This window comes from Haloechinothrix aidingensis, assembly GCF_013450155.1.
In the GTDB taxonomy this organism is placed as follows: domain Bacteria; phylum Actinomycetota; class Actinomycetes; order Mycobacteriales; family Pseudonocardiaceae; genus Haloechinothrix; species Haloechinothrix aidingensis.
In genome coordinates this window covers 477,816-502,713 of record NZ_JACCKD010000004.1, presented here as the reverse complement: position 1 = coordinate 502,713, position 24,898 = coordinate 477,816, and the positions used below count along the sequence as shown (strand labels likewise).

Here is a 24,898-nt window from a genome sequence, read left to right as displayed (position 1 = left end):
TCATCTCGACGTCCCGGCGCCGAAGCGAGGGGTGTGCACCTCGCCGAGGGCGACGTGGATGATGTGCTCGTTGGTGTAGAAGTCGATGCTTCGCTCACCGCCTTCCTTGCCGAGGCCGCTGGCCTTGACACCGCCGAAGGGGGTGCGCAGGTCGCGGATGTTGTGCGAGTTCAGCCAGACCATCCCGGCATCGATCGACGCGCCCACGCGGTGACCACGCCGCAGGTCGGTCGTCCACACGTACGCGGCGAGCCCGTAGTCCACGGCGTTGGCCAGCGCTACGGCCTCGTCCTCGCTGTCGAACGGGGTGATGGCCACGACGGGCCCGAAGATCTCCTCCCGGAAGATCCGCGCGTCCGGCGGCACGTCGGCGAACACGGTGGGGGCGAGGTAGTTGCCCTCGGGCAGGTGGTCGGGCCTGCCGCCACCGGCGAGCAGCGTCGCCTCGCCCTTGCCCGCATCGATGTAGCCCAGCACGCGCTCGTAGTGCTCGGCGTGCACCAGCGCTCCTACCTCGGTGGCGTCCTCGTGCGGCGGACCGACCACGATGTTGCGGGCCCGCTCGGCGTAGCGGGCGCAGAACTCCTCGTAGACGGAGCGCTCCACGAGGATCCGCGAGCCCGCCGTGCAGCGCTCGCCGTTGAGCGAGAACACCCCGAACAGCGTGGAGTCCAGCGCCGCGTCCAGGTCGGCGTCGGCGAACACGAGAGCGGGGGACTTGCCGCCCAGCTCCATGGACAGTCCCTTGAGGTGGGCCGATGCCCGGCGCATGATCTCCCTGCCGGTGGCGCTCTCGCCGGTGAACGAGATCAGCGGCACGTCCGGGTGGTCCACCAGCGCTTGCCCTGCCTGCTCGCCGAACCCGTTGACCAGGTTGAACACCCCGGCAGGCACACCGGCCTCGGCCATGATCGCCGCCCACAGGCTCGCGGAGGCCGGGGTGAACTCGGCCGGTTTGAGCACCACCGGGCATCCCGCCGCCAGCGCCGGGGCCAGCTTCCAGCTCTCCAGCATGAAGGGGGTGTTCCACGGGGTGATCAACCCGGCCACGCCCACCGGCTTGCGGACCACGTAGTTCAGCTGAGCGCCCGGCACGCGGTAGGCGTCCTCGTGCATCGCGACGATCACGTCGGCGAAGAACCGGAAGTTCTCCGCCGCGCGCCGTGCCTGCCCGCGCGCCTGGGTGATCGGCAGCCCGGTGTCGAAGCTCTCCAGCTCGGCCAGCCGCAGCTCGCGCGCCTCGATGCCCTCGGCGATGCGGTAGAGCACGGTCGCGCGGGCCCGCGCGGTCATGGTCGGCCAGGGGCCGTCGGTGAACGCCTCGCGAGCGGCGGCCACGGCCCGGTCGATATCGGCGGCGTCCCCGGCCGCGGCGACCGCGTAGGGCTTGTTGGACACCGGGTCGAGCACGTCGAACGTCTCGCCGGAGCTGCTCGGCACACCCTCCCCGGCGATGATGTGGTCGAAACGATCCGGCAGCTCGGCAGGGCGGTGCGGTTCAGCCATCGAAATCCTCCAGAGGGGACAGCAGGTCCCGGGAGTCGCTCAGCAGTTCGGTGACCCGGGACTGCCCGGACCCGGTCAGCGGGATCAGCGGGGGGCGTACGTGCGCGGAGGCGATCAACCCGTGCCGGGCGAGCAGCCACTTCACCGCGGCCGGGTTGGTCTCGGTGAACACCACGTCCACCAGCGGGTGCAGCCGGTAGTGCAGCTCCCGCGCGGTGGTGGCGTCCCCCGCGGTGTGTGCGTCGTACATCCGCGCCACCGCCTGTGGCGCGAGGTTGGCCACGGCACTGACGAAGCCGACGCCGCCCAGTGACAGCAGCGGCAGGCACAACAGCTCGATCCCGGACCACACCAGCAGCTGTGGCCCGCAGGCGTGCATCACGCGGGAGAAGTGCTCGAAGTCCTTCGTGGTCTCCTTGATCCCGACGATGTTGTCGAAGTCGGTGAACAGCCGGGCCACGGTCTCCGGGGCGATGTCCACGGCGGTGCGGGACGGCACGTTGTAGATGACGAGCGGCAGGTCCGGGAACTCGCGGGCCACGGTCGCGTACCAGGAGTACAGCGCTTCCTGGGTGGGGCGGGCGTAGTACGGGGTGATGATCAGCGCGGCGTCGGCGCCCGCATCGCGCGCGATCCCCGTCAGCTCCAAAGTCTCGTCCAGTTTGGCCGACCCGGTGCCCGGGACGAACGGCACCCGGTCGTCGATGACGCCGGCGGCCACGCGGACGGCCTCGGCGCGCTCGGTCACGGTCTGCGCACCGGGCTCGCCCGTGGAGCCGCCCAGCGAGATCCCGTGTGTGCCGTTCGCGAGCTGGAAGCGCACCAGTGTGCGCAGGCCCGCGGCGTCGAGTTCACCGGCCTCGGTGAACGGGGTGATCACGGGCGCGATCGACCCCCGGATCCGCTGCGGGTCGTGGCGGAACTTCACCGGTTTCCTCCTTCGGGTCGTCCGTGCAGCCAGTCCTGGTAGGCGGCCTCCCACTCGCCGGAGAGCGGGTAGAGGCCCCGGATCGGGTGTCCCTTGGCGACCTGCTCGGCGATGAACGTCTCCTGCCGCTCCTGCTCCTGTGCGTCGGCGGCCACGTCGGCGACCAGCCGCGGTGGGATGACCAGGACCCCGTCGTCGTCACCGACGATCACGTCGCCGGGGACGACCGTGGTGCCGCCGCAGCCGATCGCGGTGTCGACCTCCCACGGCACGTGCCTGCGCCCGAGCACAGCCGGGTGGTTGCTCGCGTGGTGGACGGGGATGTCCAGTGCGGCGATCTCGGCGGCATCGCGTATCCCGCCGTCGGTGACGACGGCGGCCGCGCCGCGCACCTGCGCGCGCAGCGCCAGGATGTCGCCGATCGTGCCGGAGGTGCTCTCGCCGCGGGCCTCCATCACCAGCACCTCGTCCGCACCGACCGACTCCACCGCGCGCTTCTGCGCGTTGAACCCCGTACCGTGCTCGGCGAAGAGGTCCTCCCGGTGCGGGAGGAAGCGAAGCGTGCGGGCGCGGCCGGCGAAGGTGCCGCCGGGTCGTGCCGGGTGTACCCCGTCGATGTGGACGTTGTTCAGCCCGCGCTTGCGCAGCTGCGCCGACAGTGTCGCCACGCCGAGGCGCCGCAGCCGGTCGAGCAGCTCGCCGTGCACGGCGTCCCCTGCTGTCTCACCGTAGGCGTCGGCGCGGGTGGCCTCGTCCACGCGCGGCGGCGCGCCGACCGGCGGTAGGGCGGGGCCGGTGGCCACGGTGGTGCGCAGCAGGCCGGTGCTCGCGCCGTCGTGAGCCACCTCGACCTCGACAACCTGGCCCGGCTCGACGACCGAGGCTCCAGCCGGGGTTCCGGTCAGGATCACGTCGCCGGCCTCCAGGGTGGACATCCGGGACAGGTCGGCGACGAGCTCTGCGAAGCCGAAGAGCAGCTCCTCGGTGCTGCCGCTCTGCCGGAGGTGACCGTCCACCCATGTGCGCACGCGCAGGCGTTCCGGGTCCAGCTCGGCCGCGCGCAGGAACGTCGGACCGATGGGGGTGTACCCGTCGCCGCTCTTGGAACGCAGGTTGGATCCCCGATCGGCATGGCGCAGGTCGTGCAGTCCCAGGTCGTTCGCTGCCGTGACCCACCCGACGTGCTGCCAGGCCCGTTCCGGGGGGACCCGGTGGGCGGGGGTCGCGATCACCAGCGCGATCTCGCCTTCGAAGGCCAGCAGCTCGGTGCCCTCGGGGCGCGCGACGTCACCGCTTCCCGCCAGTGAGGACGGTGCCTTCAGGAAGTAGGAGGGATGGGCCGGTGTGCGGCCGCGCTGCGCGGCGCGGCTGGTGTAGTTCAGGTGCACCGCGATGACCTTGCTCGGGGTGAGGCCGAGCTCCGCTGTGACGGGGTCCATCAGAGCTCCTGCAGGTCCTGCCCGACGACGACGGTGCCGCTGAAGCCCTTCTCTGCCTCGCGTTGCCACACCGCGTCGTCGACGCTGCCGTCGGCCGGGGTGAGGTGGGACAGCACCAGCAGCGGGACGCCCGCGCGCTCGGCGACCGGGCCGACCTCGTCGGAGCGGGTGTGGCTGGCGAGCAGGTGCTCGCGTACCCGGCTGCCGTTGTGCCGGGAGAGCAGGCCGTCGAGGGCTGGGACGTGCATGGTCTCGTGCACGAGCACATCGGCGCCGGTGGCGAGCTCGACGAGGTTGTCGCAGGGGACGGTGTCCCCGGAGATCACAATGGACCGGTCGGCGGTGTCGATGCGGAACCCGAATGCGGGGTCCACAGGGGGGTGGTCGACCAGAGTGGCGGTCACTGTGACGTGCTCGTCGGTGTAGACCACGCCGCCGCCGGAGCTCTCGGTGATGTCCAGCATCTCGTGCAGCGGCCGCCTGCCCTCGTCGGCCACCCGCAGGTCGAGGTCGTAGCGATGCCCCTCGAGGACCTGTTTGACCATGGTCTCGATCGGCGGGGGGCCGATGATGCGTACCGGCGACCGCAACCCGGACCAGCCCAGCATGAGCAGGCTGCCGATGTCGGCGTTGTGGTCGGAGTGGTTGTGCGTGACGAACACGGCGCGGATGGCCGAGAACGGGATGCCCGCGCGAGCGAGCTGATGGGCGACCCCGTTGCCGCAGTCGAACACGTAGGCCGCGCCGTCGACGACGATCGCCTGCGCGGGCGAGAACCGGTGACCGTGCGGCGTGGGGCCGCCGGCCGTGCCGAGTAGGACGAGCTTGGTCGTCACGGAAGCCTCCTCATCCGCCTGGGAGCCGCTGCATCCGCGGCACGTGCCTCGATTGCACCCCTGCCGGACGGATAAGCACAAAGATCTGTTTTCGGTGCTTCCGATAGAACTGATCTATGTCTCGTTGTGCGAGGTCTCCTCGGCAAGCAGCATCCGCTGGAACGCCTGTGCCGCGGGTGAGAGCGTGCCCGGCCTGCGCACGAGGTGGATCTCGCGCTCAACGGCAGGGTCGACGGAGACCAGCACGGCCCCTTCCAGCTCGGCCAGCTTGGCCAGCGGTCGCGGGAGGACGCCGGAGCCCGCACCGGCGGCGATCATGTGCAACGCCGACTCCCGGTGCCCGAGCTCGACCACCACGTTGGGTTCCCTGCCGCGCCGGCGCGCCTCGCGGGTGACCAGATCACGGACAAGGGTGCCGGGAAAGCCGGTGATCAGCTCCCGGTCCAGTAGCTCGTCGACCGTGAGCACACCGGCGGGCGGGGCCGGGGTCCCCGGCGGCAACGTGGCGATCAGCTCCTGGTTACCGATGGGAACCGCCTCGAGCTCCTCGAAGCTTCGGGTGGTGGTGTCGGCGAGACCCAGCTCGGCCGCGCCGGTGCGCACGGACTCGCGGACCTCGTCGCCGAGCTCGGACTGCGCGAGCCGGATCCGTACCTCCGGGTAGGCTCGCCGGAAGCGGCCGATCACGACCGCCAGCGGGTCCAGTGCCAGCGTGGGCAGGCTGACCAGGTCGAGCCTGCCTGCCATGAGCCCGGTGACCTCGCGGACGGTCGCGCGTGCCGTCTCCATGTCCCGCAGGGTCCGGCGGGCGGAGTCGATCAGGGCTTCCCCTGCGGCGGTGAGGCGCACCCCGCGCGGCAGGCGGTGGAACAGCTCGGCGCCCAGATCGCGCTCGAGGACCTTGATGGCGTGTGAGAGCGAGGGCTGCGCGACGTGCAGCGCGCTGGCCGCGGCGGTGAACCCGCCGTTCTCGACGACGGCGAGGAAGTACTCGATCTGGCGACGTTCCACGACACCACCCTAGCCATAGACACTGTCTACCGGAACTGTCGAAAACTCGTCTGAGCCGAGTCCCAATCGACACGACTGAAGCCTTTCCGGTGACGTCGAGCACATGCTTTACTGCTCGTATCAGGTAACAAATATTGCGGTCTCAGTAACAACACCGCGATTCCGAGCAGTCCTGAGGAGAACGGATGCGAACGCACAAGCATCTCATGGTGCTCGCCGTGGCCGGTGCCGTCGGTGTGCTGTCCGCCTGCGGACCGACCGAAGAGGAAGCCACAGAGGTTGACCAGGCGCAGGATGGAACCCAGCAGGTGACCGTCGGAGCGCTGCCGATCTATTCGACCGGCGCGCTGCACCTCGGCATCGACCAAGGGTTTTTCGCCGATGAGGGCGTGGAGGTCGACGTGCAGAACGTCCCCAACCCGGCGGGCGCGATGGCCGCGCTGCAGGGCGGCGAGGTGCAGTTCGCCTACACCCCCGCCACGCCGATGCTCACCGCGCTGTCCGAGGGCATTGACTTGAAGGTCGTCGCCGCCGCCGACGGGTACCGGGACGACGCCTACGAGACGTGGGTCGAGGCGGGACAGGAGCCCGAAGACAGTCCGGATGACACGGCGGTTCTCGTGGGAGAGGGGAGCGACATCTCCTCGCCCGCCGATCTGGAAGGCAAGACCGTTGCCGTGCCTGCGCGTAAGGCGCAGATGGAGGTGACGATCGCTTCCTCCGTCACCCAGGACGGGGGAGACCCCTCGGCCGTCGAGTGGATCGCGCTGAGCTTCCAGGACATGAATTCGGCCCTGAAGGAAGGCCGTGTCGACGCCGTGGGCCAGGTGACGCCGTTCATCGAGCAAGCGGTGGAGCAGCAGGGCGCGCAGATCATCGACTTCCCCGCCATCGGGTTGTTCCGCGAAGGCGCCGTGGGGCTCTGGGTGACCTCGACCGAGGTCGCCGAGCAGAACCCGGATGCCGTGGAGGGTTTCAAGAACGCCATCAACCAGTCCAACGGGTACGCCAACGACAACCTGGACACGGCGCTGCAGCAGGCATCGGACATCTCGCAGATCCCGGTCGACGTCCTGAAAAAGGGCAAGCCGCCGTACTGGCCGACCGACGTGGCGACGGCTGAGATCGAGCGGGCCGCTGACGTCATGGTGGAGCTCGGTTACCTGGACGAGGTTCCGGAACTCGAGGATCTGGTCGTGGAGTAGGACGATGGCGATCACTGTGACACGAGACCGGATGGCGCCGGTTGCCACGCGGTGGACCGGCAGCGGTGTGGCTGTCGGTTCGACGGCGGTGGTCGCGTGCCTGCTGGCGTGGGAGCTCGCCGCGCGTGGCCCGCTGGCGGACGCGCCGTTTCCCACGGTCGTCGAGATCGTGCGGAGCCTGCTCGGCCTGCTCGCGACCGGCGCCTTCTGGTCCTCGCTCGGGCAGACCCTGACCACCGCGCTGATGGGGCTCGCCCTGGCGATCGGCGCCGGCGTCGTGCTCGGGGTGCTGCTCGGCTCGGTCGAGTTCGCCTACCGGAGCACGAGGCTGATCATCGAGATCCTCAAGCCGATCCCGCCGATCGTGATCATGCCGCTCGTCATCCTGCTGCTCGGCCCGAGCGCGGAGATGGGTGTGGTGCTCGTGTTGTACGGGTGCGTGTGGCCGATCCTGATCCAGACCGTCGCCGGGGTACGCGATGCCGATCCCGTGCTGATCGACACGGCGCGGTCGTTCGGTTTCGGGACTGCCCAGCGGGCCGTACAGATCGTGTTGCCGGGTGCGGCCGCGTTCATCGTGACCGGCGTGCGGATCGCCGGCTCCGCGGCGTTCGTGATCGCCGTGGTATCGGAGCTGGTCGGAGGCGCGCCGGGGATCGGCCACGAGCTGTTCGTCACCCAGAATGCCGGGCTGTACAGCGAGATGTATGCGCTGGTTGCGGTGATGGGCGGGGTCGGCCTCGGCTTCAACACCGCGCTGCACGCCTTCGAGAAGTGGATGCTGCACTGGCATCCGTCCGTGCGCGGGGAGGTGACGGCATGAAGGCGGTGAGCACGCGCCTGCGTTCGCTCGCGGTGGAGCTGTGGTTGCCGGTTCTCGTCGTCGTGGTGTGGTGGTTCTGGTCGGGCAGCGCCGGGCTGCAGTTCTACCCACCGCTGTCCGAGATCCTGGTGCGGTTCCAGGAGATGTGGCTGTTCGATCAGTTCGTCAGCGACGTGCTGCCGAGCTTGCGGAACCTGCTCGTCGGGTACACGCTCGCGGCGCTGGTCGGCATCGCGTGTGGCGTGATCATGGCGCAACTCCCCATCGCACGCCGTGCCCTCGAACCCATCGTGCACTTCCTGCGTTCCGTCCCACCGGTCGCACTCGTGCCGCTCGCGATCCTGCTGCTGGGGTTCGGGCCGGGGATGAAGATGACGATCATCGCCTTCAGCGCGGTATTCGCCACACTGATCGCCACGCTGGACGGGGTCCGCGCGGCCGACCCGGTGCTGGCCGAAGTCACCCGCGTGTACCGGATCTCGGGTCGGGACCGGCTGCTGCGGGTCACGCTCCCGGCCGCTGCCCCGCAGATCCTGGGTGGCCTGCAGGTGAGCCTGGTGATCGCGTTCGTGGTCATGATCACCAGCGAGATGCTCGCCTCCACCGAGGGTATCGGGTACTTGACGATCCTGGCGCAGCAGACCTTTGCCATCACCGACATGTGGGCGGGCATGCTGCTGCTCGGCCTGCTCGGCTACCTGTTCAACCGCCTGTTCACGCTGGCCGAACGCCGCATCCTGCACTGGCACACCGGCATGCGCGAGCAAGCGAAGACCGCATAGGAACACTAAGATGACGGAAGTCGTGACTGAACCCAACGTTCCCCAGCAGGCGGAGCGCCGCCTGACCATCGAGGGCCTCTGCAAGACGTACGGCAGCGGGTCGAATGCCAAGACGGTGCTCGACGGGCTCACGTTCGACGTGAACGCCGGCGAGTTCGTCTGCATCGTCGGGCCGTCCGGTGCGGGCAAGACGACGCTGCTGAAGTGCCTGTCCGGCCTGCTACCGCCGACATCCGGCCGGGCCTGCCTGGATGGTGAAGCGATCACCGGGCCGCCGGAGAAGCTGGCGCTGGTCTTCCAGGAGTACACGCGCTCGTTGATGCCGTGGCTGACGGTGGAGAAGAACATCACCCTGCCGCTGCGCAACAAGGGCGTGTCCAAACGCGAGCGCGGCGAGCGGACACGCGAGGCGCTCGAGGCCGTCAGCCTGGCGGACTCGCGGCGCCACTACCCGTGGCAGCTCTCCGGCGGGATGCAGCAGCGGGTGGCCATCGCCCGCGCGCTGGCCTACCAGCCCGAGGTGCTCGTCATGGACGAGCCGTTCGCCTCGGTGGACGCGCAGACCCGGTTCGAGCTGGAGGACCTCGCGCAGCGGGTACGCGCCCAGTTCGGCGTCACGGTCGTCTTCGTTACCCACGACATCGACGAGGCGGTCTACCTCGCCGACCGGGTCGTGGTGCTGGGCAGCTCACCGTGCCGGGTTCGCGAGATCATCCCGGTGAACCTGGCTGCCCCGCGCGACCAGGTGCGGACCAAGGCCGACCCGGCGTTCACCGAGCTGCGCAGCCGCGTGTTCGAGCTGATCCGCAAGGGGTGAGATCACCGGGCGTCGTGCACGATGTCCCCGCCGACGACCGTCATCACCGGCGTGACGGCGTGTAGCTCCTCGTCGTCGACGGCGAGGACGTCCTCGGCGAGGACGGTGAGGTCGGCGAGTGCACCGGGGGCGATGTGGCCCTTGGTGCGCTCGCGGCCCTCCTGGTAGGCGGGCGCGTTCGTCCAGGCGCGCAGCGCCTGCTCGCGGGTGAGGCGCTGGTCGGCGCCGCTGACCGCGCCCTCGTGCCGGGTCCGCCGCAGCACGAGCGTCTCGACACCCTGCCGCCAGTCCGGGTAGGTCACCGGCGCGTCCGAGCTGTCCGCGACGACGACCCCGGCGTCCAGTAAGGACCGCACCGGGATGTTGCGGTGCCACGTCGGCTCGTCCACGACGCCGCGCAGCGCGTCGGAGACCTGCCACTTGATCAACGCCTGGGTGTTGGCGACGAAGCCGTGTGCCGCCATGAGCTTCATCGCGCGCTCGCCGGGCAGGTTCGCGTGGATGAGCACGTGCCGTGCGTCGGGCCACGGGTCCGCCTCGGCCGCGGCGGCGAGGGCATCCACGACGCCGTCGCACGCGCGGTCGCCTGTCGCGTGCACCTGAACCTGGAAGCGGTGCCTGTGCAGCGTCTCGATCAGCGTGGCCAGCGAGGACAGCCGCTGCGCGTCGTCGCCGCCCTCGGTGACAAGTGACCCGCAGCAGCCGTCGTCGTACGGCCGGGACATCCACGCCGAGCGCAGCGCGGGGATGCCGTCGGCGAAGAGCTTGCACCCGCCGATGCTCAGCCAGTCGTCGCCGAGCCCGCTGCCCGTACCGGCGTAGCGCATCGCCTCATCGATGGTCGCTGCCGACGTGGTGACCGAGGGCCAGGTCCAGTTCAGCAGCGTGGTCACCCGGGTGCGCAGCGCGCCATCCCTGTGCATGGCGAGGTAGTCGCGCAGCATCGGCGGGGTGACGACCGGGTCGGTGACGCTGGTGACGCCGAGCGCGTTGAGCTCGGCCATGGCTGCCGCGGTCGCCTCGCGGCGCTCGGCGGGCGTCGGTTCCGGTACCCGGTCGGCGACCAGCGCCACTGCTGTCTCGTGCAGCTCACCGGTCGGCTCCGCGGTGGCCGGGTCACGGACCACCCTGCCACCGTCCGGGTCGGGGGTGGCCGCGGTGACGCCCGCGATCTCGAGTGCGCGCGAGTTGGCCCAGGCCGCGTGGCCCGAGAAGTGCGTGAGCAGCACGGGATGGTCCGGGCTCACCGGGTCCAGGTCGTCGCGGGTCGGCCCGGAGCCGCGCTCGGCCAGCTCGCGGAGGTGGCGCTCGGTCCAGCCCCAGCCGCGGATCCACCCGCCCGGCGGGCGGGTGCGGGCCTGGCCGGCGATATGCTCGCGGATCTCGCGAACGCTGGAGACGGCACGGTCGCTGAGGTCGATACTGAACGGGGGGCGCGACAGCCCGAAGAACTGCAGGTGCAGGTGGGAGTCGTTGATGCCGGGAAGTACCGAACCGCCCGCGAGATCGATCCGCCGCGTGCCGGGGCCCGCCAGCGCCATGATGTCGGTGTTCGTGCCCACAGCGCGGATGCGGCCATCGGCGACCGCGACCGCCTCGGCTACGGTGCCCGCACCGTCGAGCGTGGTGATATGTCCGGAGTGGAAGAGGAGATCGATACCTGACATCGCACCTGGTTACGTAGACGACAACATTGGTTTCGTGTAACGTTACTCGCGGTGGAGGTAGTGCGGCAAGAGGAGGACGGACGTGGCGCGGACCGATCGGAGCGCGGTCGCCAAGGCCCTTGACCTGCTGACCGCGCTTGCGGACGCGGAGAGCCCGCTGCGGCTCTCCGAGCTGGCCGAGCGCGTGGACCTGCACCGCGCGACCGCGTACCGCTCGCTGGCCGAGCTGATCGCGCGGAACTTCGTGGTGCGCGACGGCAACGACCGCTACATGCTCGGCTGGGCGTTGCTGCGTATGACCCAGGGCCCCGCTGCGCGCCACGCCCTGGCCGACGTGGCCCGGCCGATGCTCAGCAGGGTGGCTACCGACACCGAGCGCATCGCCGGTATCGAGGTGCTCGAGGAAGGCGGCTGCCGGGTCATCGAGACGGTGCGTTCCGAGCGTTACCAGCGGTTCCTGGGGTTCGGGGGAGAGGTCTTCGACCCGTGGCGCTCGGCGAGCGGCCTCGTGCTGCTCGCGTTCAGCGATCCGGCGCGGCGCGAGTCCTTTCTGGAGTCCGCGACGGAGGCGGGTATCGACGTCCCGGAGCTGCGCGCACGGCTCGAGGACGTCCGGCAGGCGGGTTACGCGTTCAGCTCGGGTGGGCTGGACCCGCTCATCGCCGACGTCGCGGTGCCGGTGCGCGGGGCGGGCGGGCACTGCCGCGCCGCCGTGTCGGTCACCGGGTTCGTGCAGGACTTCGACAGCGACGCCGTCGCGCACGCGCAGCGGGCGGCGGCGGACGCGGCGGGTGATCTCGAGGGCCTGCTCGACGACAACGGCCCGGCCTCCGAGGTGCGGGTGAGCTGAGACACATCCTGCCCACGCGCCCGACACACCATGTCCGCACGCCCGACACGGCATGTCCGCACGCCCGACACGGCGAGCGGTCAGCTGACGATGCCGCGCAGGCCATCCTCGCCGTAGGCGGGTTCCAGCCACGGCCGGAGGTCGGGGCCCCTGCGTAGCGAGTGTCCACCATCCACATTGATCACCTGGCCGGTGAGCCAGCTCGACTCCGGGCCGATGAGGAAGCGGACCGCGGCGGCGATGTCGCCGACCTCCCCGATGCGGGGGAGTGGTATGCACGACTCGTAGTCGTCGCGGACCGGGTTGTCGGATCCGGTGATGGCCTCGACCATCTCGGTGCGGACCAGGCCGGGGCGGACACAGTTCACGCGCACGTTGCTCGGCCCGAGCTCGTCGGCGGCCAGCTGGCAGAGGTGGTCGACACCTGCCTTGGTCACGCCGTAGGGGCCGAACCAGCGGTGGGTGTTGGAGCTGGCGATCGACGAGATGCCGACGATGGCGCCCCCGCCCGCCTTGGCCATGTACGCGCCCGCGTGCTTGAGCGCCAGCATCGTGCCGGTCAGGTTCGTTTCCAGCGCGCCGTTCCACTGCTCGATCGGCATCTGGGTGATGGGGCCGACCCAGCTGTTCCCGCCCGCGCAGGTCACCACGCCGTCCAGCCGGCCACCGGCGCGCTCGCTCGCCCGTGCGACCGCGCTCGCGACGGCGTCCTCATCGGAGACGTCGGCGACCACGTATCCCGCGCGGCTGCCCCCGGCGGCATGCGCGGAGATCTCCTCGACCGCGCTGGCCAGCGTGGCCTCCGTACGGCCGCAGACGGTGACGTGCGCTCCCTCGGCCGCGAGGTGCCGCGCCACGCCGAGGCCGATACCGCTGCCACCCCCTGTGACCAGGACGCCCATGCCCTCGACGCTCATGATGCGCGCAGCCCGAGCGCCGAAGGGGAACAGGTTCTCCTGGTCGAGTGAACGTGATCGTTGGTCATGGCAAGCATTGTGCGGGACTAGTGACGAACTAGCAAGAACATGTTCTACTAGAGTTATGGCGAGTCATCTCATTCAGGGCGAGCGGGTCACCATGCCGGTCGAGGTGCGGCAGGCGAGCGCGTGCTCGGCCATGTTCCTGGTACCGGCACGGACGGCACGGTCGATCATCGACTACTCGGGGCTGGACGTCGTCGAGCCCGTGCCGGGCAGGGCGGTGTGCTCGCTCGCGTTCGTGCGCTATGTCGACAGCGATCTGGGGCCGTACCACGAGTTCGCCGTCGCGTTCCTCGCCCGCCCACCCGGGGCGTCGAAACGGGAGGTCGGCGCGTTCATTCACTGGCTGCCGGTCAACCAGGAGTTCACGCTGGAGGCGGGCCGGGTGATCTGGGGCTTTCCGAAGGAGATGGCCGACATTCACCTGGAGCTCGACGGGCCGGACCAGCGCTGCGTGCTCAGCGCGGGCGGGCAGGGCGTCGTCGACCTGCGTATCGGCCGGGGCCTGCCCGTGCCGGGCCGGATCGCTCGCACCTCTGTGGACGCCTATACCTGCCTGGACGGCGAGCTGCGCCGCACCCCGTGGATCATGCGTCCGGGCGGTGTGCGCTCCCGGCCCGGCGGGGTGCGGATGGAGCTCGGCGAGCACCCGATCGCCGAGGAGCTGCGGCGGCTCGGGCTGCCGAAGGCGGCGCTGGGTACCAGCAGCATCGGCCGCCTGGGGATGACCTTCGCCGACGCCGAGGCCGTCAGGTAACCGCTGCCGGTGACGCCCGCGCCTACAGCTCCAGGCCGGTGAGCACGAGCACGCGTTCCTCGGTGAGGTCGGCGATCGCCGAGGCCAGGCCCTCCCTGCCGGTCCCGGAGTCCTTCAGCCCGCCGTAGGGCATCTGGTCGGCGCGGTAGCTGGGCACGTCGCCGACGATGACCCCACCGACCTCGAGCTCGGCGGACGCGCGGAAGGCGAGTCGCACGTCGTGGGTGAACACCCCGGTCTGCAGGCCGAACCGGGAGTCGTTGACCCGGTCGAACGCCTCGCCGACCGAGTCGACGGGGGCGAGGGTGAGCACGGGGGCGAACACCTCGTCGGAGTTGACCGCGCAGTGCTCGGGCGCGCCTGCCAGCACCGTGGGGGCGAGGGTGGCCCCGTCGCGGGTGCCACCGGCCAGCACGCGGGCGCCGTCCGCCACGGCATCGGCCACCCAGCCCTGTGCCCGCTGGGCCGCCTCCTCGCTGATCAGCGGACCCACCGCCGTGCCGGGGTCGGTGGGATCACCGGTGCCCAGCTCGGCGACGGCCGCGACGACCCGCTCGGCCAGCTCGTCGTAGACGTCGCGGTGCGCGTACACCCGCTGCACGGCGATGCACGATTGGCCACCCTGGTAGGTGGCGAACGTGGCGATGCGCTTCGCAGCGCCGTCCAGGTCCGTCCAGTCCGGACAGACCACGGCCGCCGCGTTACCGCCGAGCTCCAGTGTCACGTGCTTGCGCGGCACGCGGTCGCGGATCGCCCAGCCGACCGGCCCGGAACCGGTGAACGACACGACCGGCAGCCGGGGGTCGTCCACGAGCACGCCTGCCGCGTCGTTCGGTACCGGCAGCACCGACCACGCCCCGGCGGGCAGGTCGGTCTCGGCGAGCAGCTCGCCGAGCAGCAGGGCGGTCAGCGGGGTCGCGGGCGCCGGCTTGACCACGACCGGCGAGCCGGCCGCGATCGCCGGAGCCACCTTGTGCGCCACCAGGTTGAGCGGGAAGTTGAACGGCGTGATCGCCAGCACGGGCCCCCGCGAGACCCGCCGCACCAGCGCCATCCGGCCCGTCGCCGCCGGGTCGGTGTCCAGCCGCTGCAGCTCACCGGAGAGTCTGCGCGCCTCCTCCGCGGCCCACCGGAACGTGGAGATACCGCGCGTCACCTCGGCGCGCGACCACCTGACGGGTTTGCCCGACTCGGCGGTGATCAGCGCGGCGACCTCCTCGGCGCGTTCGGCCAGCCTGCGCGCGACGTGTTCGAGGGCGCCCGCGCGCACGTGCGCTGGCAGGTGTGCGACCTCGTGCCGCGCGGCGTGCGCCGAGGCGACCGCGTGCTCCATATCGGACGGTCCCGCGTGGCAGGTGGTCCCGGCGAGCGACCCGTCGTAGGGGCTGCGCACCTCGAGGTGCTCCGCGCTGGTGCACGGCTTGCCGTCGACCCAGAACGGGGTGATGGTCATGGCGATCTCCTGTTCCTCAGGCCGTGATGGCGTGTTCGAGAACGGACAGTCCCTCGTCCAGCAGCTGCTCGCCGATCACCAGCGGCGGTAGCAAGCGAACGACGTTGCCGTAGGTGCCGCAGGTCAGCACGATCACCCCGGCCTCGTGACAGGCCTTGGCGACGCGGGTCGCGCGCTCGGCGTCGGGCTCGCCGTCGGCGCCCGCGAACTCCACGGCCAGCATCGCGCCCCTGCCGCGGACCTCGCCGATCCCGTTGTCTCCCTCGGCGAGGGCACGCAGCCGCTGTAGGGCGGCGCGCTCGATCCGGCCGGCCGCGGCAGCGAGGTCGCGGGTGCGCATGGTCTCGATGGTGGCCAGCGCCGCCGCGCAGGCGATCGGGTTGCCGCCGTAGGTGCCGCCGAGGCCACCGGCGTGCACCGCGTCCATCACGTCGGCGTGCCCGGTCACGGCGGCCAGCGGCAGGCCCCCTGCCATCCCCTTCGCCGTGGTGACCAGGTCGGGAACGACGTCCTCGTGCTCGCAGGCGAACCACGCCCCCGTGCGGCAGAAACCGGTCTGGATCTCGTCGGCGATCAGCAGCACGCCGTTGTCGCTGCACCAGTCGGCCACCGCGCGCAGGAACCCCGGCGCGGGAACGACGAAACCGCCCTCGCCCTGGATCGGCTCGATCAGTACGGCGGCGATGTTGTCCGCGCCGACGTGCTTGGCCATCTGCGTGGTGGCCCGCGCCGCTGCCTGCTCACCGGTCATCCCGGCCGGATCCCGGAACGGGTAGGACATCGGTACGCGGTAGACCTCGGGCGCGAACGGTCCGAACCGGTGCTTGTACGGCATGTTCTTCGCGGTCAGCGCCATCGTGAGGTTCGTCCGGCCGTGGTAGGCGTGGTCGAAGACCACGACGGCCTGCCGCCCCGTGGCGTGCCTGGCGATCTTGACGGCGTTCTCCACGGCCTCGGAGCCGGAGTTGAACAGCGCCGAGCGCTTCTCGTGCTCTCCCGGGGTGAGCTCGGCCAGCTGCTCGCACACCCGCACATACCCCTCGTACGGGGTGACCATGAAGCAGGCGTGCGTGAACAGGGACGCCTGCCCGGCCACCGCGTCCGCGACGGCGGGGGCGGGGTTGCCCGCGCTGGTGACCGCGATGCCGGATGCCAGGTCGATCAGCTCGTTGCCGTCCGCGTCGACCAGCAGGCCGTCCCCGCCGCGTTCGGCCGCGGCGGGCAGCACCGACGGGACCCCACTCGCCACCGCTCGCTCGCGGCGGCGTTGCAGTGCCGCGGACTGTGGTCCGGGTATGGCCGTTCTCAGCCGGTCGCTCGTCTGCGCTGTGGTGGTCATGCTGCCCTTTCTCGGTACTGAGCTGAGCGTGGTCGACGCCCATACTCGTCGAGCGGCGCACATCCGGTCAGTATCGGATCTGGATATTTGTTTCCGATATGATGGACACACTGTCGAATCGAGGTGGGTGCGATGCCTGCGACCGTGCGGGATCTGGTCGGCGAGCGGCAGCTCGGGCTGCGGGTCCGCGCGGGCGAGGACGCGCTGGACCGGCCCGTCACCTGGGTGCATGTCAGCGAGCTGACCGACCCGACACCGTTCCTCGAGGGCGGCGAGCTGCTGCTGACCACGGGCCTGACGATGAGCGGCGGCAGCGACCTCGCGGGGTTCGTGCGCCGCTTCGTCGACAGCGGGGGCGCCGCGCTCGGCTTCGGTACCGGCCTGTCGCACCAGGAGGTGCCGGAAGGGCTGGTCGAGGCGGCGGAGGCCGCGGGGCTTCCGCTCGTCGAGGTGCCGAGGCCCACCCCGTTCATCGCGATCAGCAAGTCCGTATCCGCGGCGCTGGCCGCCGACGCCTACGCCGAGGTGACCACCACGAACTCCGCGAGGCAGGAGCTGACCAAGGCCGCGCTGGCCACCTCCGGGCGGGCCGGGGTGGTGCGGCGGCTGGCCCGGCTGCTGGACGGCTGGGTGCTGCTGCTGGACAGCACCGGTGAGGTACTGCACGCTGCGCCGTCGGCGGCCTCCCGGCGCGTGGCCGAGGTCTCCGGCGAGGTCGACCGGCTGCGCGCACGCCGGGGACCGGCCAGCTCGTCGTTCTCACTCGGCGCCGAGCAGGTCTCGGCCCAGACGCTGGGTGACCGCTCGCGCGCCTATCTCGTCGTGGGCCGCTCCCGCCCGCTCGGCCGCACCGACCAGCACGTGCTCAGCAGCGCCGCCGCGCTGCTGACCCTGGTCGTCGCCGGCTCACAGGACCATGGCGACACCCTGTGGCACCTGCGCACCGCGCTGATGCGGCTGATCCTCGCCGGTCGTCCCGAGGCCGCGCGCGAGACCGCGGCACAGGTGTTCGGCCCGTTGCCGGAGGAGCCGGTGCGGGTGGTGGCCCTCGCCGGCGAGCCTGCCGCGCTGCGGGCCGCGGTCGAGCTGCTGGCGGCGCCGCCGCGCGGGACACGGTGGTTCGTCGCCGAGGTCGACGGGTACGTGCTGGTGGTGACCCCTGCGGAGACCGGCGACCATGAGCGGATCCCCGGCAGGGTCGGCGATCTGCACCTGGGAGTGTCCGAACCGGCCGGTTATGCCGCGGCCGAGCAGGCACACCGGCAGGCCGTACGGGCGGCGGGCGCGGCGCGGCGGACCGGCGCGGGCGTGCTGCGGTTCTCCGAGCTGGCGCGGCAGGGCCTGCTCGGCCTCGTCCCGCGTGCCGAAGCGGAGGCGTTCGCCGAGTCGCTGCTGGCGCCGGTCCTGCGGCACGACGGCACCGGGCGGGGCGACCTGCTCGGCTCGCTGCGGGAGTGGCTGCGCCAGCACGGCCAGTGGGATCCCGCGGCAGCACGCCTCGGCGTGCACCGGCACACCCTGCGCAACCGCATCGGCAAGGTCGCCGAGCTCACCGGCGCCGACCTCGACTCACCGGACACCCGCGCCGAGCTCTGGCTCGCCCTGCAACAGCTCGACCCCGGCTAGCCCGCCGTGTCGGGCCCTCGAACACACCGTGTCGGGCCGTCCGGCACACCGTGCCGGCCCCGGCGGCACCGCGTGCCGGTTCACCCGTTGCGCGGGAACCCGAGATCGATCCCCGCGTCGCCCGGGTCGGGCCAGCGGGAGGTGACGGCCTTGGTCCGGGTGTAGAAGCGCACCCCGTCGGTACCGTAGGCGTGGGTGTCGCCGAACAATGAGGCCTTCCACCCGCCGAACGAGTAGTAGGCGACGGGCACCGGGATGGGCACGTTGATGCCGACCATGCCGACCTCGACCTCGTTGCGGTAGCGCCGCGCCGCCCTGCCGTCGTTGGTGAAGATCGCCGTGCCGTTGCCGTAGGGGTTGCTGTTCACCAGCTCCACGGCGGCCTCGTAGGACGGTGCGCGCAGCACGGACAGCACGGGCCCGAAGATCTCGTCGGTGTAGACGCTCATCTGCGGCGTGACGTGGTCGAACAGGGTCGGCCCGAGCCAGAAACCCGCGCCGTTGCCGTCCGGTCGAACGGTGCGGCCGTCGGCGACGAGCGAGGCGCCCTCGGCGATGCCGGCATCCACATAGGATGACACGCGGTCGCGGTGCGCGCGCGTGACGAGCGGGCCCATGTCGCAGCCCCGCCTGCCGTCGCCGGTACGCAGCTCGGCCATCCGCTCGGCGATCCTGCCGACCAGCTCGTCGCCGATCGGCTCGACGGCGACCAGCGCCGAGACCGCCATGCAGCGCTCGCCCGCGGAGCCGAACCCCGCGTTGACCGCCGCGTCCGCCGCGAGGTCCAGGTCGGCGTCCGGCAGCACCACCATGTGGTTCTTCGCCCCGCCGAGCGCCTGGACCCGCTTGCCGTGCCGCGTGCCCGTCTCGTAGACGTGCCGCGCGACCGGGGTCGACCCGACGAACGAGACCGCGGCGACATCCGGGTGCTCCAGCAGCGCGTCCACGGCGACGCTGTCGCCGTGCACCACGTTGCACACGCCGTCGGGCAGACCCGCCTCGGCGAGCAGCCGGGCGAGCAGCACGGAGGCGGACGGGTCCTTCTCGCTCGGCTTGAGCACGACCGTGTTGCCGCAGGCGATGGCGAGCGGAACGAACCACAGCGGCACCATGACGGGGAAGTTGAACGGGGAGATCACCGAGACGACGCCGAGCGGCTGCTTCAGCGAGTAGACGTCCACGCCGCCGGAGGCGTTCTCGGTGAACTCGCCCTTGAGCAGGTGCCCGAGCCCGCAGGCGAAGTCGACGACGTCGAGTCCGCGCCGCACCTCACCTGCCGCGTCGTCGAGCACCTTGCCGTGCTCTGCGGTGATCGCCTCGGCAAGCTCGTCGGCCCGCTCGGCGAGCAGCTGCCGGAACGCGAACAGTACGGCGGTGCGGCGGGACAGCGAGGTGTCCCGCCAGCCGGGAAACGCCCGGGAGGCCGCGGCGACGGCGCTGTCGATATCGGACGCCGATGCGAGGTCCACCCGTGCCGTCACCTGGCCGGTCGCCGGATCGTAGACCTCGGCGGTGCGCTCGGCGGGGTGATCCCGGTCGGCGCCGCCGATCCAGTGCGTGACGCGCTGCGTGGTCATGCGGTGAGCTCCTTGTCCGTCGTGGCGATCGCGTCCAGCAGGATCCGCGACCCCTCGGTTGCCTCGTCCGCCGTCAGGGTCATCGGGGGAGCCAGCCGGATCACGTTGCCGTGCAGCCCGCCCTTGCCGACAAGCAGCCCCGCCGCCCGTGTCGCCTCGAGCACGGCCGTGGCCGCGCGCGGGGACGGCTCGGTCGTGCCGGGCTCGACCAGCTCGATGCCGATCATCAGTCCCTTGCCGCGCACCTCGCCGACCACCCCGTCCGGTCGCCCGGCCTCGCGTAGCCGCCGCAGCAGGAACGCGCCCCGCTCGGCGGCGTTGGCCTGCAGGTCGTGCGAGAGCAGGTAGTCGAGCGTCGCCGTGGCCGCCGTCGTCGACAGGGGGTTGCCGCCGAAGGTCGAGATCGAGTTCGCGGTGAGGCAGTCCATCAGCTCGCCCCTTGCCACGACGCCACCGATCGCCAGCCCGTTGCCGAGCCCCTTGGCGAACGTCATCGCGTCCGGGGTGAGCCCGTGCGCGCCGATGCCCCAGAAGTGCTCCCCTGTGCGGCCCCAGCCGGTCTGTACCTCGTCGGAGATGAACGGGATGCCGTACTCGCCGAGGACCTCGGCGTACGCGGCGAACAGCCCGTCCGGTGGGGTGGCGAACCCGCCGACTCCCTGGATGGGCTCGGCGATCATGCACGCCACGTCGCCCGCCGTGGTGGTGGCCAGCACCTCACGAAGGTCCTCGGTGCAGGCGCGGATGTAGTCGGCATCGGACAGTCCACGCAGCGGGCCGCGGTAGCGGTAGCCGCCATGCACGTAGCTGACCTGGAGCGGGCTCAGCGCCGATGGCGACCATCCCCGGTTGCCGGTGATCCCGGTCGTGGCGAACGCCCTGCCGTGGTAGGAGTTGCGCAGCGCGAGCACCTGGTTGGAGCGCCGGTACTGGGTGGCGAGCAGCAGCGCTGCCTCGTTCGCCTCGGTGCCGGAGCTGGTGAAGAACACCTTCGCGTCGTCGATGCCGGACAGCTCTGCGATGCGCTCGGCCAGCTCCACCTGCCTGCGGATCAGGTACAGCGTCGAGGTGTGCACCACACCGGTGTCGAGCTGGCTACGGATCGCCTCGGAGATCTCGCCGATGTCGTAGCCGATGGCGTTGGTGAGGATGCCCGCGAAGAAGTCGAGGTAGGTACGGCCGGTCCCGTCGGTGACGTGCCTGCCGTGCCCGCCGGTGATCTCGATCGGTTCGTCGTAGTAGAGGCTCAGCCAGCCCGGCATCACCGCGCGGTGGCGGTGCAGCAGCTCGTCGTGCGGCATGGGGACCTCCCGGCTCGGTAACAGGGCCTGACACAACCAAACCTCCCGGGACCGCCGGGACGGAACCGACACAGTGTCAGCAGTTTCGGCGATAGTCAGACACTCTGTAGTGTGGAGCCGGGATTCGACGAGAGCGAGCGAGGCATGCTTCCCACGGTGTCCGAGGTGCTGGCGATGCCCGTGATGCGGCGGGCGGCGCCGCGTGTCGTCGCCGGGTCCGCGGGCCTGTCCCGGCCGGTGCGCTGGGTGCACTCCGCGGAGCTGGCCGATATCGCGCACCTGCTTCGCGGTGGCGAGCTGGTCCTGACCACCGGGATCGCGTTGCCGGACGACGGCGCGGCGCTCGCCGGTTACGTCGGGGAGCTGGCCGAGGTCGACGTCGCGGGCCTCGTGGTCGAGCTGGGCCGCCGCTGGACGGGCGAGCTGCCTGCCGCGCTGCGCGAGGCCTGCGAGGCCGCGGGGCTGCCGCTGGTCGCGCTCCGCCGCGAGACCCGCTTCGTGACCGTCGCGCAGCACGTCGGCGAGCTCATCGTGGACGCGCAGCTCGCCGAGCTGCGTGCCACCGAGCACATCCACGAGACCTTCACGGCGCTGAGCGTCTCCGGTGCCGGGCAGTCCGAGATCCTGGGCGTTCTCGTCCGCATGGCCGGGCTGCCCGTGGTGCTGGAGTCGATCCGGCACCAGATCCTCGGCTACGACCTCGCGGGGGACGACCCCGGCGAGCTGCTCGCCGGCTGGGAGCAGCGCTCCCGGGCGGTCGGTCACGGCCAGCGCACCGCGTACCACCAGGAGCAGGGCTGGCTGGTGACCTCGGTGGGCGCGCGCGGCGACGACTGGGGTCGGCTGGTGCTGCTGGCACCCGATGAGCCGTCCCGGCGCGAGGTGGTGCTGCTGGAGCGCGCGGCCGCCGCGCTTGCGCTGGACCGCCTGGCCACACGGGACAGGGAGAGCCTGGAGCGGCAGACCCACCGCACACTGCTGACCGCGCTGTCGGGGACCTCGGAGCCGGAGGCGACGGTGCTCGACCGGTGCGCCGAGGCGGGCGTGCCGGTGCGGGAACGGCTACTGGTGGGCATCACCGTGACCCCGCGCGCCGTGCGCGAGGCCGGGCCGGCCACGCTGGCCGCGCAGGAGGCCGTCCGGGATCTGGCCGACGTGGCCTCCTCGGCGGCGCGCCAGGCCGATGTGCCCGCGTTGATCGGCGTGACCAGCGACAACACCGTGGGATGCCTGCTGTCGCTGCCGCGCGACGCGGACGCGACGGCTGTCACGGACGGCTTCGCCGCGCGGATCCACCGGGCGGTGGCCGCCATGCCGCGCGCCACCCCGGCGACGGTCGCGGCCGGCAGCGAGGTCACCGACCCCGCCGCGGTCCGGCGGAGCATCGCCGAGGCCGACCACGTCGCCGCTGCCGCCGCGGGGGTCCGCGAGGAGCGGCCCTGCCACCGGCTCCGCGACGTGCACGTGCGCGGCCTGCTGCACCTGCTCGGCGACGACGACCGGGTAGCCGCCTTCGCCGAGCGGGAGCTGGGCGCGCTGGCCGCCTACGACGGCGACAACGGGACCACCCTGCTCGGCACGCTGCGGGCCTTCGTCGAGCACAGCGGGAACAAGGCCGCCGCAGCGGCTGCGCTGCACCTCTCGCGCCCGGCCTTCTACGAGCGGCTGCAGCGGATCGAGCGCATCCTCGGTGCCGACCTGGCCGACCCCGAGGTCCGTACCTCGCTGCACCTGGCCGTGCTGGCGAGCGAGGCCACCCGACGGTAGGGGTCGATGCGACCAAGCGATCGTCGAGTTCGGCGCGTTGGATCGTTGTCAGGCAATCGATTATGATGTCAGACATGGACGACGAGGCGAACGAGGAACGCATCACGATACGTGAGCTGCAGCGAAACGCAGCCGATGTGTTCGACCGCGCCCGTCACGGGCACTCGTTCGTTGTCACGAGGCGGGGTGCGACGGTCGGTCGCATCCTGCCGCCGGATCCGGCCGAGGAGGCGGTCAAGGATGCCGTCGCCGACGGCATCCTTGACCCGGACGCCCTGGACGGGTTGCCGTCCGCCGCCGAGGCCGCGGACATGCCTCCCGAACCGTCGCCCTCGGGAACGCGCCGCGGCAGCGACGCCGTCATCGCGCTCCGCGACGAAGAGCGTGATGCGGGGTGAACTTCCTCTATCTCGATACGTGCGCAGCGATCAAACTGTTCCAGGACGAGGTCGAGTCCGAGGTGCTGAAGTCGTGGTTGGTACGGCATGCCCCTGCCCGGCAGATCACCAGCCACCTCACGCGGACGGAACTGCGCCGAGGCCTGTATGCCTCGGACGCGGACGCGGAAACACACCAACGTGCCGAGCAATGGTTACACCGGTGTGCCCACGTCGCGCTGCCTGCGAAGACGTTCGACGATGCGGGGACCGTGTTGCCAGGGACGCGGCTGAGGTCACTCGACGCCGTGCACGTCACCGCCGCGCTGAGCTTGGGTGCGGCACTGGTCCGGTTCGTCACCTACGACAAGCGAATGATCGCCGCGGCCGAGGAGGCCGGGCTGCCGGTGGCGGCGCCCGGCTGAGGCGAGGGGCCGCTCAGCTGGTGAAGCCGAGGCCGATGCGGTCGAGCGTGCGCAGCCAGAGGTTGCGCTTCCCGTCGTTGCGGTCGGCCGCCTCGCTGGCGCGCAGCGTCGCCCAGATGCCCGCCGAGCGGACCGGCTCCGGCGGGAACGGCAGCGGCTTGCGGCGCACCATCTCCAGCCGCGTGCGCTCCGTGCGCGCACCGTCGAGCTTGTCCAGCATCACCTGGGCGCCGAAGCGGGTCGCGCCGACGCCGAGGCCGGTGTAGCCCGCGGCGTAGGCGAGCCGCCCGCCGTGGGCCGTGCCGAAGAACGGGCTGAAGCGGCTGCACGTGTCGATCACCCCGCCCCAGCGGTGCGTGAACCGCAGCCCGTCCAGTTGCGGGAAGGTCCGGAAGAAGTGCTCGGCCAGCCTGGTGAACGTCGCCGGTCGCTGGTCGAACTCGGGGCGGATCCGCCCGCCGAGGTGGTGCACGATGTCGTAGCCGCCCCACAGGATCCGGTTGTCCGCGGTGAGCCGGTAGTAGTGGAACAGGTTGCCCGCGTCCGAGATGCCGTGCCGCCCGCGCCAGCCGATCGTCTCCAGCTGCTTGTCGGTCAGCGGCTCGGTCACCAGCGCGTAGTCGTAGACGGGGGCGAGGTAGTGGCGTAGCCGCCGCAGCGGCCCGGGAAAGGCCCCTGCCGCCCACGCCACCCGTCGTGCTCGCACGGTGGCCTCGGCGGTCTGCACGACCAGGTCCGGTCCCCGGCCGGAGAGCGTCCGGACCCGGCTGCGCTCGTGCAGCCGCACGCCGAGCTCCCGGCACGCGTCGCGCAGGCCCCATGCCAGCTTGGCCGGGTGCAGCATCGCTACCTCGTCGCGCTCGTACAGCCCGGCCAGGTAGGTCGGGGAGTCGACCATCCCGCGGGTGCGTTCGGCGTCGAGTACCTCCGCCGTTCCGCCGCGGCGCCGGATCTCCTCTGCCGAGGCGGCGAGCTCGTCGGCCTGCCATCGCGTGGTGGCGACGAGGAGCTCGCCGGTGCGTTCGAACTCGCAGTCGATGCCGTAGCGGCGTACCGTGTCCTCGATGGCGTCGAGGTTGGCCATGCCGAGCCGTTCCAGCTCGTCGATCTCGCCCGGCCAGCGGGCCGCCCCGTTGGCGAAGCCGTGGGTGAGGCTGGCGGCACAGAACCCGCCGTTGCGGCCGGAGGCCGCCCAGCCGACGGTGCCTGCCTCCAGCAGCAGCACGTCGCGGTCGGGATCGCGCTCCTTGGCGAGCAACGCGGTCCACAGCCCGCTGTAGCCGCCGCCGACGACCACGAGGTCCGCGGTCGTCGACCCGGTCAGCGCGGGCGCCTCCGGTCCGGGTTCGTGGCCGGGCACATCGGGGTCGAGCCAGAACGCGGCGGGCTTCGCGTCCGCCCACGCCGCCGTTGCGCGATCAGTGGTCACGGC

22 protein-coding genes are annotated in these 24,898 nt (G+C 71.4%); 10 read left to right on the top strand and 12 right to left on the bottom strand.

Annotated features, from left to right (window positions below; all coding sequences use genetic code 11):
- From hpaE to H0B56_RS13740, 5 genes are all read right to left on the bottom strand, one after another.
- Positions 1-1,506 carry a 5-carboxymethyl-2-hydroxymuconate semialdehyde dehydrogenase gene (hpaE, locus tag H0B56_RS13760; protein WP_180893420.1) on the bottom strand — a complete coding sequence of 502 codons (1,506 nt, stop codon included), beginning with the start codon at positions 1,504-1,506 and terminating at the stop codon, positions 1-3.
- Complete coding sequence (gene dapA / locus H0B56_RS13755; RefSeq protein ID WP_180893419.1) at positions 1,499-2,434, bottom strand: 4-hydroxy-tetrahydrodipicolinate synthase; 936 nt, start codon at positions 2,432-2,434, stop codon at positions 1,499-1,501. Before dapA ends, hpaE begins: the two co-directional genes overlap by 8 nt.
- Positions 2,431-3,873, bottom strand: a complete 1,443-nt coding sequence (locus H0B56_RS13750) for a fumarylacetoacetate hydrolase family protein (protein WP_180893418.1) — start codon at positions 3,871-3,873, stop codon at positions 2,431-2,433. Before H0B56_RS13750 ends, dapA begins: the two co-directional genes overlap by 4 nt.
- On the bottom strand, positions 3,873-4,709 hold the full coding sequence (locus H0B56_RS13745; protein ID WP_180893417.1) for an MBL fold metallo-hydrolase: 837 nt from the start codon (positions 4,707-4,709) through the stop codon (positions 3,873-3,875). The genes H0B56_RS13750 and H0B56_RS13745 overlap by 1 nt, the downstream gene beginning before the upstream one ends.
- 114 nt (positions 4,710-4,823) lie before the next feature.
- Positions 4,824-5,720 (bottom strand): LysR substrate-binding domain-containing protein, encoded by an 897-nt coding sequence (locus H0B56_RS13740; RefSeq protein WP_180893416.1) that lies wholly within the window; start codon positions 5,718-5,720, stop codon positions 4,824-4,826.
- 185 nt (positions 5,721-5,905) lie between these two features.
- On the opposite strand from H0B56_RS13740, the gene H0B56_RS13735 reads away from it, so the two are divergent.
- Genes H0B56_RS13735 through H0B56_RS13720 form a run of 4 tightly spaced genes read left to right on the top strand, consistent with a single transcriptional unit; the run spans position 5,906 to position 9,347 of the window.
- The gene (locus H0B56_RS13735; RefSeq protein WP_180893415.1) at positions 5,906-6,925 is read left to right on the top strand and encodes an ABC transporter substrate-binding protein; all 1,020 of its coding nucleotides are present in this window, start codon (positions 5,906-5,908) and stop codon (positions 6,923-6,925) included.
- Between the two features lie 4 nt (positions 6,926-6,929).
- Positions 6,930-7,748, top strand: a complete 819-nt coding sequence (locus H0B56_RS13730) for an ABC transporter permease (protein WP_180893414.1) — start codon at positions 6,930-6,932, stop codon at positions 7,746-7,748.
- Positions 7,745-8,530 carry an ABC transporter permease gene (locus tag H0B56_RS13725; RefSeq protein WP_180893413.1) on the top strand — a complete coding sequence of 262 codons (786 nt, stop codon included), beginning with the start codon at positions 7,745-7,747 and terminating at the stop codon, positions 8,528-8,530. The genes H0B56_RS13730 and H0B56_RS13725 overlap by 4 nt, the downstream gene beginning before the upstream one ends.
- A 22-nt stretch (positions 8,531-8,552) precedes the next feature.
- Positions 8,553-9,347 (top strand): ABC transporter ATP-binding protein, encoded by a 795-nt coding sequence (locus H0B56_RS13720; RefSeq protein ID WP_343063888.1) that lies wholly within the window; start codon positions 8,553-8,555, stop codon positions 9,345-9,347.
- A gap of 2 nt (positions 9,348-9,349) precedes the next feature.
- Here H0B56_RS13720 and H0B56_RS13715 read toward each other — a convergent pair whose 3' ends face one another.
- Positions 9,350-11,014, bottom strand: a complete 1,665-nt coding sequence (locus H0B56_RS13715; RefSeq protein ID WP_180893411.1) for an amidohydrolase — start codon at positions 11,012-11,014, stop codon at positions 9,350-9,352.
- Positions 11,015-11,096: 82 nt separating this feature from the next.
- Between H0B56_RS13715 and H0B56_RS13710 the strand changes: the two genes are divergently transcribed.
- Positions 11,097-11,864: an IclR family transcriptional regulator domain-containing protein gene (locus H0B56_RS13710; RefSeq protein WP_180893410.1), complete on the top strand. Its 768-nt coding sequence runs from the start codon at positions 11,097-11,099 to the stop codon at positions 11,862-11,864.
- A gap of 80 nt (positions 11,865-11,944) precedes the next feature.
- Here the strand turns inward: H0B56_RS13710 and H0B56_RS13705 are convergent, their stop codons facing one another.
- Positions 11,945-12,781 carry an SDR family oxidoreductase gene (locus H0B56_RS13705; protein ID WP_180893409.1) on the bottom strand — a complete coding sequence of 279 codons (837 nt, stop codon included), beginning with the start codon at positions 12,779-12,781 and terminating at the stop codon, positions 11,945-11,947.
- 124 nt (positions 12,782-12,905) lie between these two features.
- Here H0B56_RS13705 and H0B56_RS13700 point away from each other — a divergent pair, with 124 nt between their 5' ends.
- The gene (locus H0B56_RS13700; protein WP_180893408.1) at positions 12,906-13,601 is read left to right on the top strand and encodes an acetoacetate decarboxylase family protein; all 696 of its coding nucleotides are present in this window, start codon (positions 12,906-12,908) and stop codon (positions 13,599-13,601) included.
- Positions 13,602-13,623: 22 nt separating this feature from the next.
- Here the strand turns inward: H0B56_RS13700 and H0B56_RS13695 are convergent, their stop codons facing one another.
- Together H0B56_RS13695 and gabT are read right to left on the bottom strand one after the other, a co-directional pair.
- Positions 13,624-15,054, bottom strand: coding sequence for an aldehyde dehydrogenase family protein (locus H0B56_RS13695; RefSeq protein WP_180893407.1), 1,431 nt, complete (start codon positions 15,052-15,054; stop codon positions 13,624-13,626).
- 16 nt (positions 15,055-15,070) lie between these two features.
- Positions 15,071-16,393, bottom strand: a complete 1,323-nt coding sequence (gene gabT, locus H0B56_RS13690) for a 4-aminobutyrate--2-oxoglutarate transaminase (RefSeq protein ID WP_180893406.1) — start codon at positions 16,391-16,393, stop codon at positions 15,071-15,073.
- A 132-nt stretch (positions 16,394-16,525) separates the two neighbouring features.
- Between gabT and H0B56_RS13685 the strand changes: the two genes are divergently transcribed.
- Positions 16,526-18,019, top strand: a complete 1,494-nt coding sequence (locus H0B56_RS13685; protein WP_180893405.1) for a PucR family transcriptional regulator — start codon at positions 16,526-16,528, stop codon at positions 18,017-18,019.
- An 80-nt stretch (positions 18,020-18,099) separates the two neighbouring features.
- Here H0B56_RS13685 and H0B56_RS13680 read toward each other — a convergent pair whose 3' ends face one another.
- Both H0B56_RS13680 and H0B56_RS13675 read right to left on the bottom strand, forming a co-directional pair.
- Complete coding sequence (locus H0B56_RS13680) at positions 18,100-19,596, bottom strand: CoA-acylating methylmalonate-semialdehyde dehydrogenase (RefSeq protein ID WP_180893404.1); 1,497 nt, start codon at positions 19,594-19,596, stop codon at positions 18,100-18,102.
- Positions 19,593-20,897, bottom strand: a complete 1,305-nt coding sequence (locus H0B56_RS13675) for an aspartate aminotransferase family protein (protein WP_180893403.1) — start codon at positions 20,895-20,897, stop codon at positions 19,593-19,595. The genes H0B56_RS13680 and H0B56_RS13675 overlap by 4 nt, the downstream gene beginning before the upstream one ends.
- Before the next feature lie 144 nt (positions 20,898-21,041).
- Between H0B56_RS13675 and H0B56_RS13670 the strand changes: the two genes are divergently transcribed.
- The 3 genes from H0B56_RS13670 to H0B56_RS13660 all read left to right on the top strand — a co-directional run bounded on the left by H0B56_RS13670 (position 21,042) and on the right by H0B56_RS13660 (position 23,466).
- Positions 21,042-22,664 (top strand): PucR family transcriptional regulator, encoded by a 1,623-nt coding sequence (locus H0B56_RS13670; RefSeq protein WP_180893558.1) that lies wholly within the window; start codon positions 21,042-21,044, stop codon positions 22,662-22,664.
- 74 nt (positions 22,665-22,738) lie between these two features.
- Positions 22,739-23,062 carry a type II toxin-antitoxin system Phd/YefM family antitoxin gene (locus H0B56_RS13665; RefSeq protein WP_180893402.1) on the top strand — a complete coding sequence of 108 codons (324 nt, stop codon included), beginning with the start codon at positions 22,739-22,741 and terminating at the stop codon, positions 23,060-23,062.
- Complete coding sequence (locus H0B56_RS13660) at positions 23,059-23,466, top strand: PIN domain-containing protein (protein WP_180893401.1); 408 nt, start codon at positions 23,059-23,061, stop codon at positions 23,464-23,466. Before H0B56_RS13665 ends, H0B56_RS13660 begins: the two co-directional genes overlap by 4 nt.
- A 13-nt stretch (positions 23,467-23,479) precedes the next feature.
- Here H0B56_RS13660 and H0B56_RS13655 read toward each other — a convergent pair whose 3' ends face one another.
- Positions 23,480-24,895, bottom strand: coding sequence for an FAD-dependent oxidoreductase (locus tag H0B56_RS13655; protein ID WP_180893400.1), 1,416 nt, complete (start codon positions 24,893-24,895; stop codon positions 23,480-23,482).
- Between the last annotated feature and the right edge of the window lie 3 nt (positions 24,896-24,898).

Coding starts and splice junctions, on each gene's coding strand:
- H0B56_RS13715 (WP_180893411.1), bottom strand. CDS start 11,014: ATGTCAGGTATCGATCTCCTCTTCCACTCCGGACATATCACCACGCTC.
- H0B56_RS13695 (WP_180893407.1), bottom strand. CDS start 15,054: ATGACCATCACCCCGTTCTGGGTCGACGGCAAGCCGTGCACCAGCGCG.
- H0B56_RS13665 (WP_180893402.1), top strand. CDS start 22,739: ATGGACGACGAGGCGAACGAGGAACGCATCACGATACGTGAGCTGCAG.
- H0B56_RS13670 (WP_180893558.1), top strand. CDS start 21,042: ATGCTTCCCACGGTGTCCGAGGTGCTGGCGATGCCCGTGATGCGGCGG.
- H0B56_RS13730 (WP_180893414.1), top strand. CDS start 6,930: ATGGCGATCACTGTGACACGAGACCGGATGGCGCCGGTTGCCACGCGG.
- H0B56_RS13750 (WP_180893418.1), bottom strand. CDS start 3,873: ATGGACCCCGTCACAGCGGAGCTCGGCCTCACCCCGAGCAAGGTCATC.
- gabT (WP_180893406.1), bottom strand. CDS start 16,393: ATGACCACCACAGCGCAGACGAGCGACCGGCTGAGAACGGCCATACCC.
- H0B56_RS13705 (WP_180893409.1), bottom strand. CDS start 12,781: ATGAGCGTCGAGGGCATGGGCGTCCTGGTCACAGGGGGTGGCAGCGGT.
- H0B56_RS13700 (WP_180893408.1), top strand. CDS start 12,906: ATGGCGAGTCATCTCATTCAGGGCGAGCGGGTCACCATGCCGGTCGAG.
- H0B56_RS13735 (WP_180893415.1), top strand. CDS start 5,906: ATGCGAACGCACAAGCATCTCATGGTGCTCGCCGTGGCCGGTGCCGTC.
- H0B56_RS13685 (WP_180893405.1), top strand. CDS start 16,526: ATGCCTGCGACCGTGCGGGATCTGGTCGGCGAGCGGCAGCTCGGGCTG.
- H0B56_RS13675 (WP_180893403.1), bottom strand. CDS start 20,897: ATGCCGCACGACGAGCTGCTGCACCGCCACCGCGCGGTGATGCCGGGC.
- H0B56_RS13725 (WP_180893413.1), top strand. CDS start 7,745: ATGAAGGCGGTGAGCACGCGCCTGCGTTCGCTCGCGGTGGAGCTGTGG.
- H0B56_RS13680 (WP_180893404.1), bottom strand. CDS start 19,596: ATGACCACGCAGCGCGTCACGCACTGGATCGGCGGCGCCGACCGGGAT.
- hpaE (WP_180893420.1), bottom strand. CDS start 1,506: ATGGCTGAACCGCACCGCCCTGCCGAGCTGCCGGATCGTTTCGACCAC.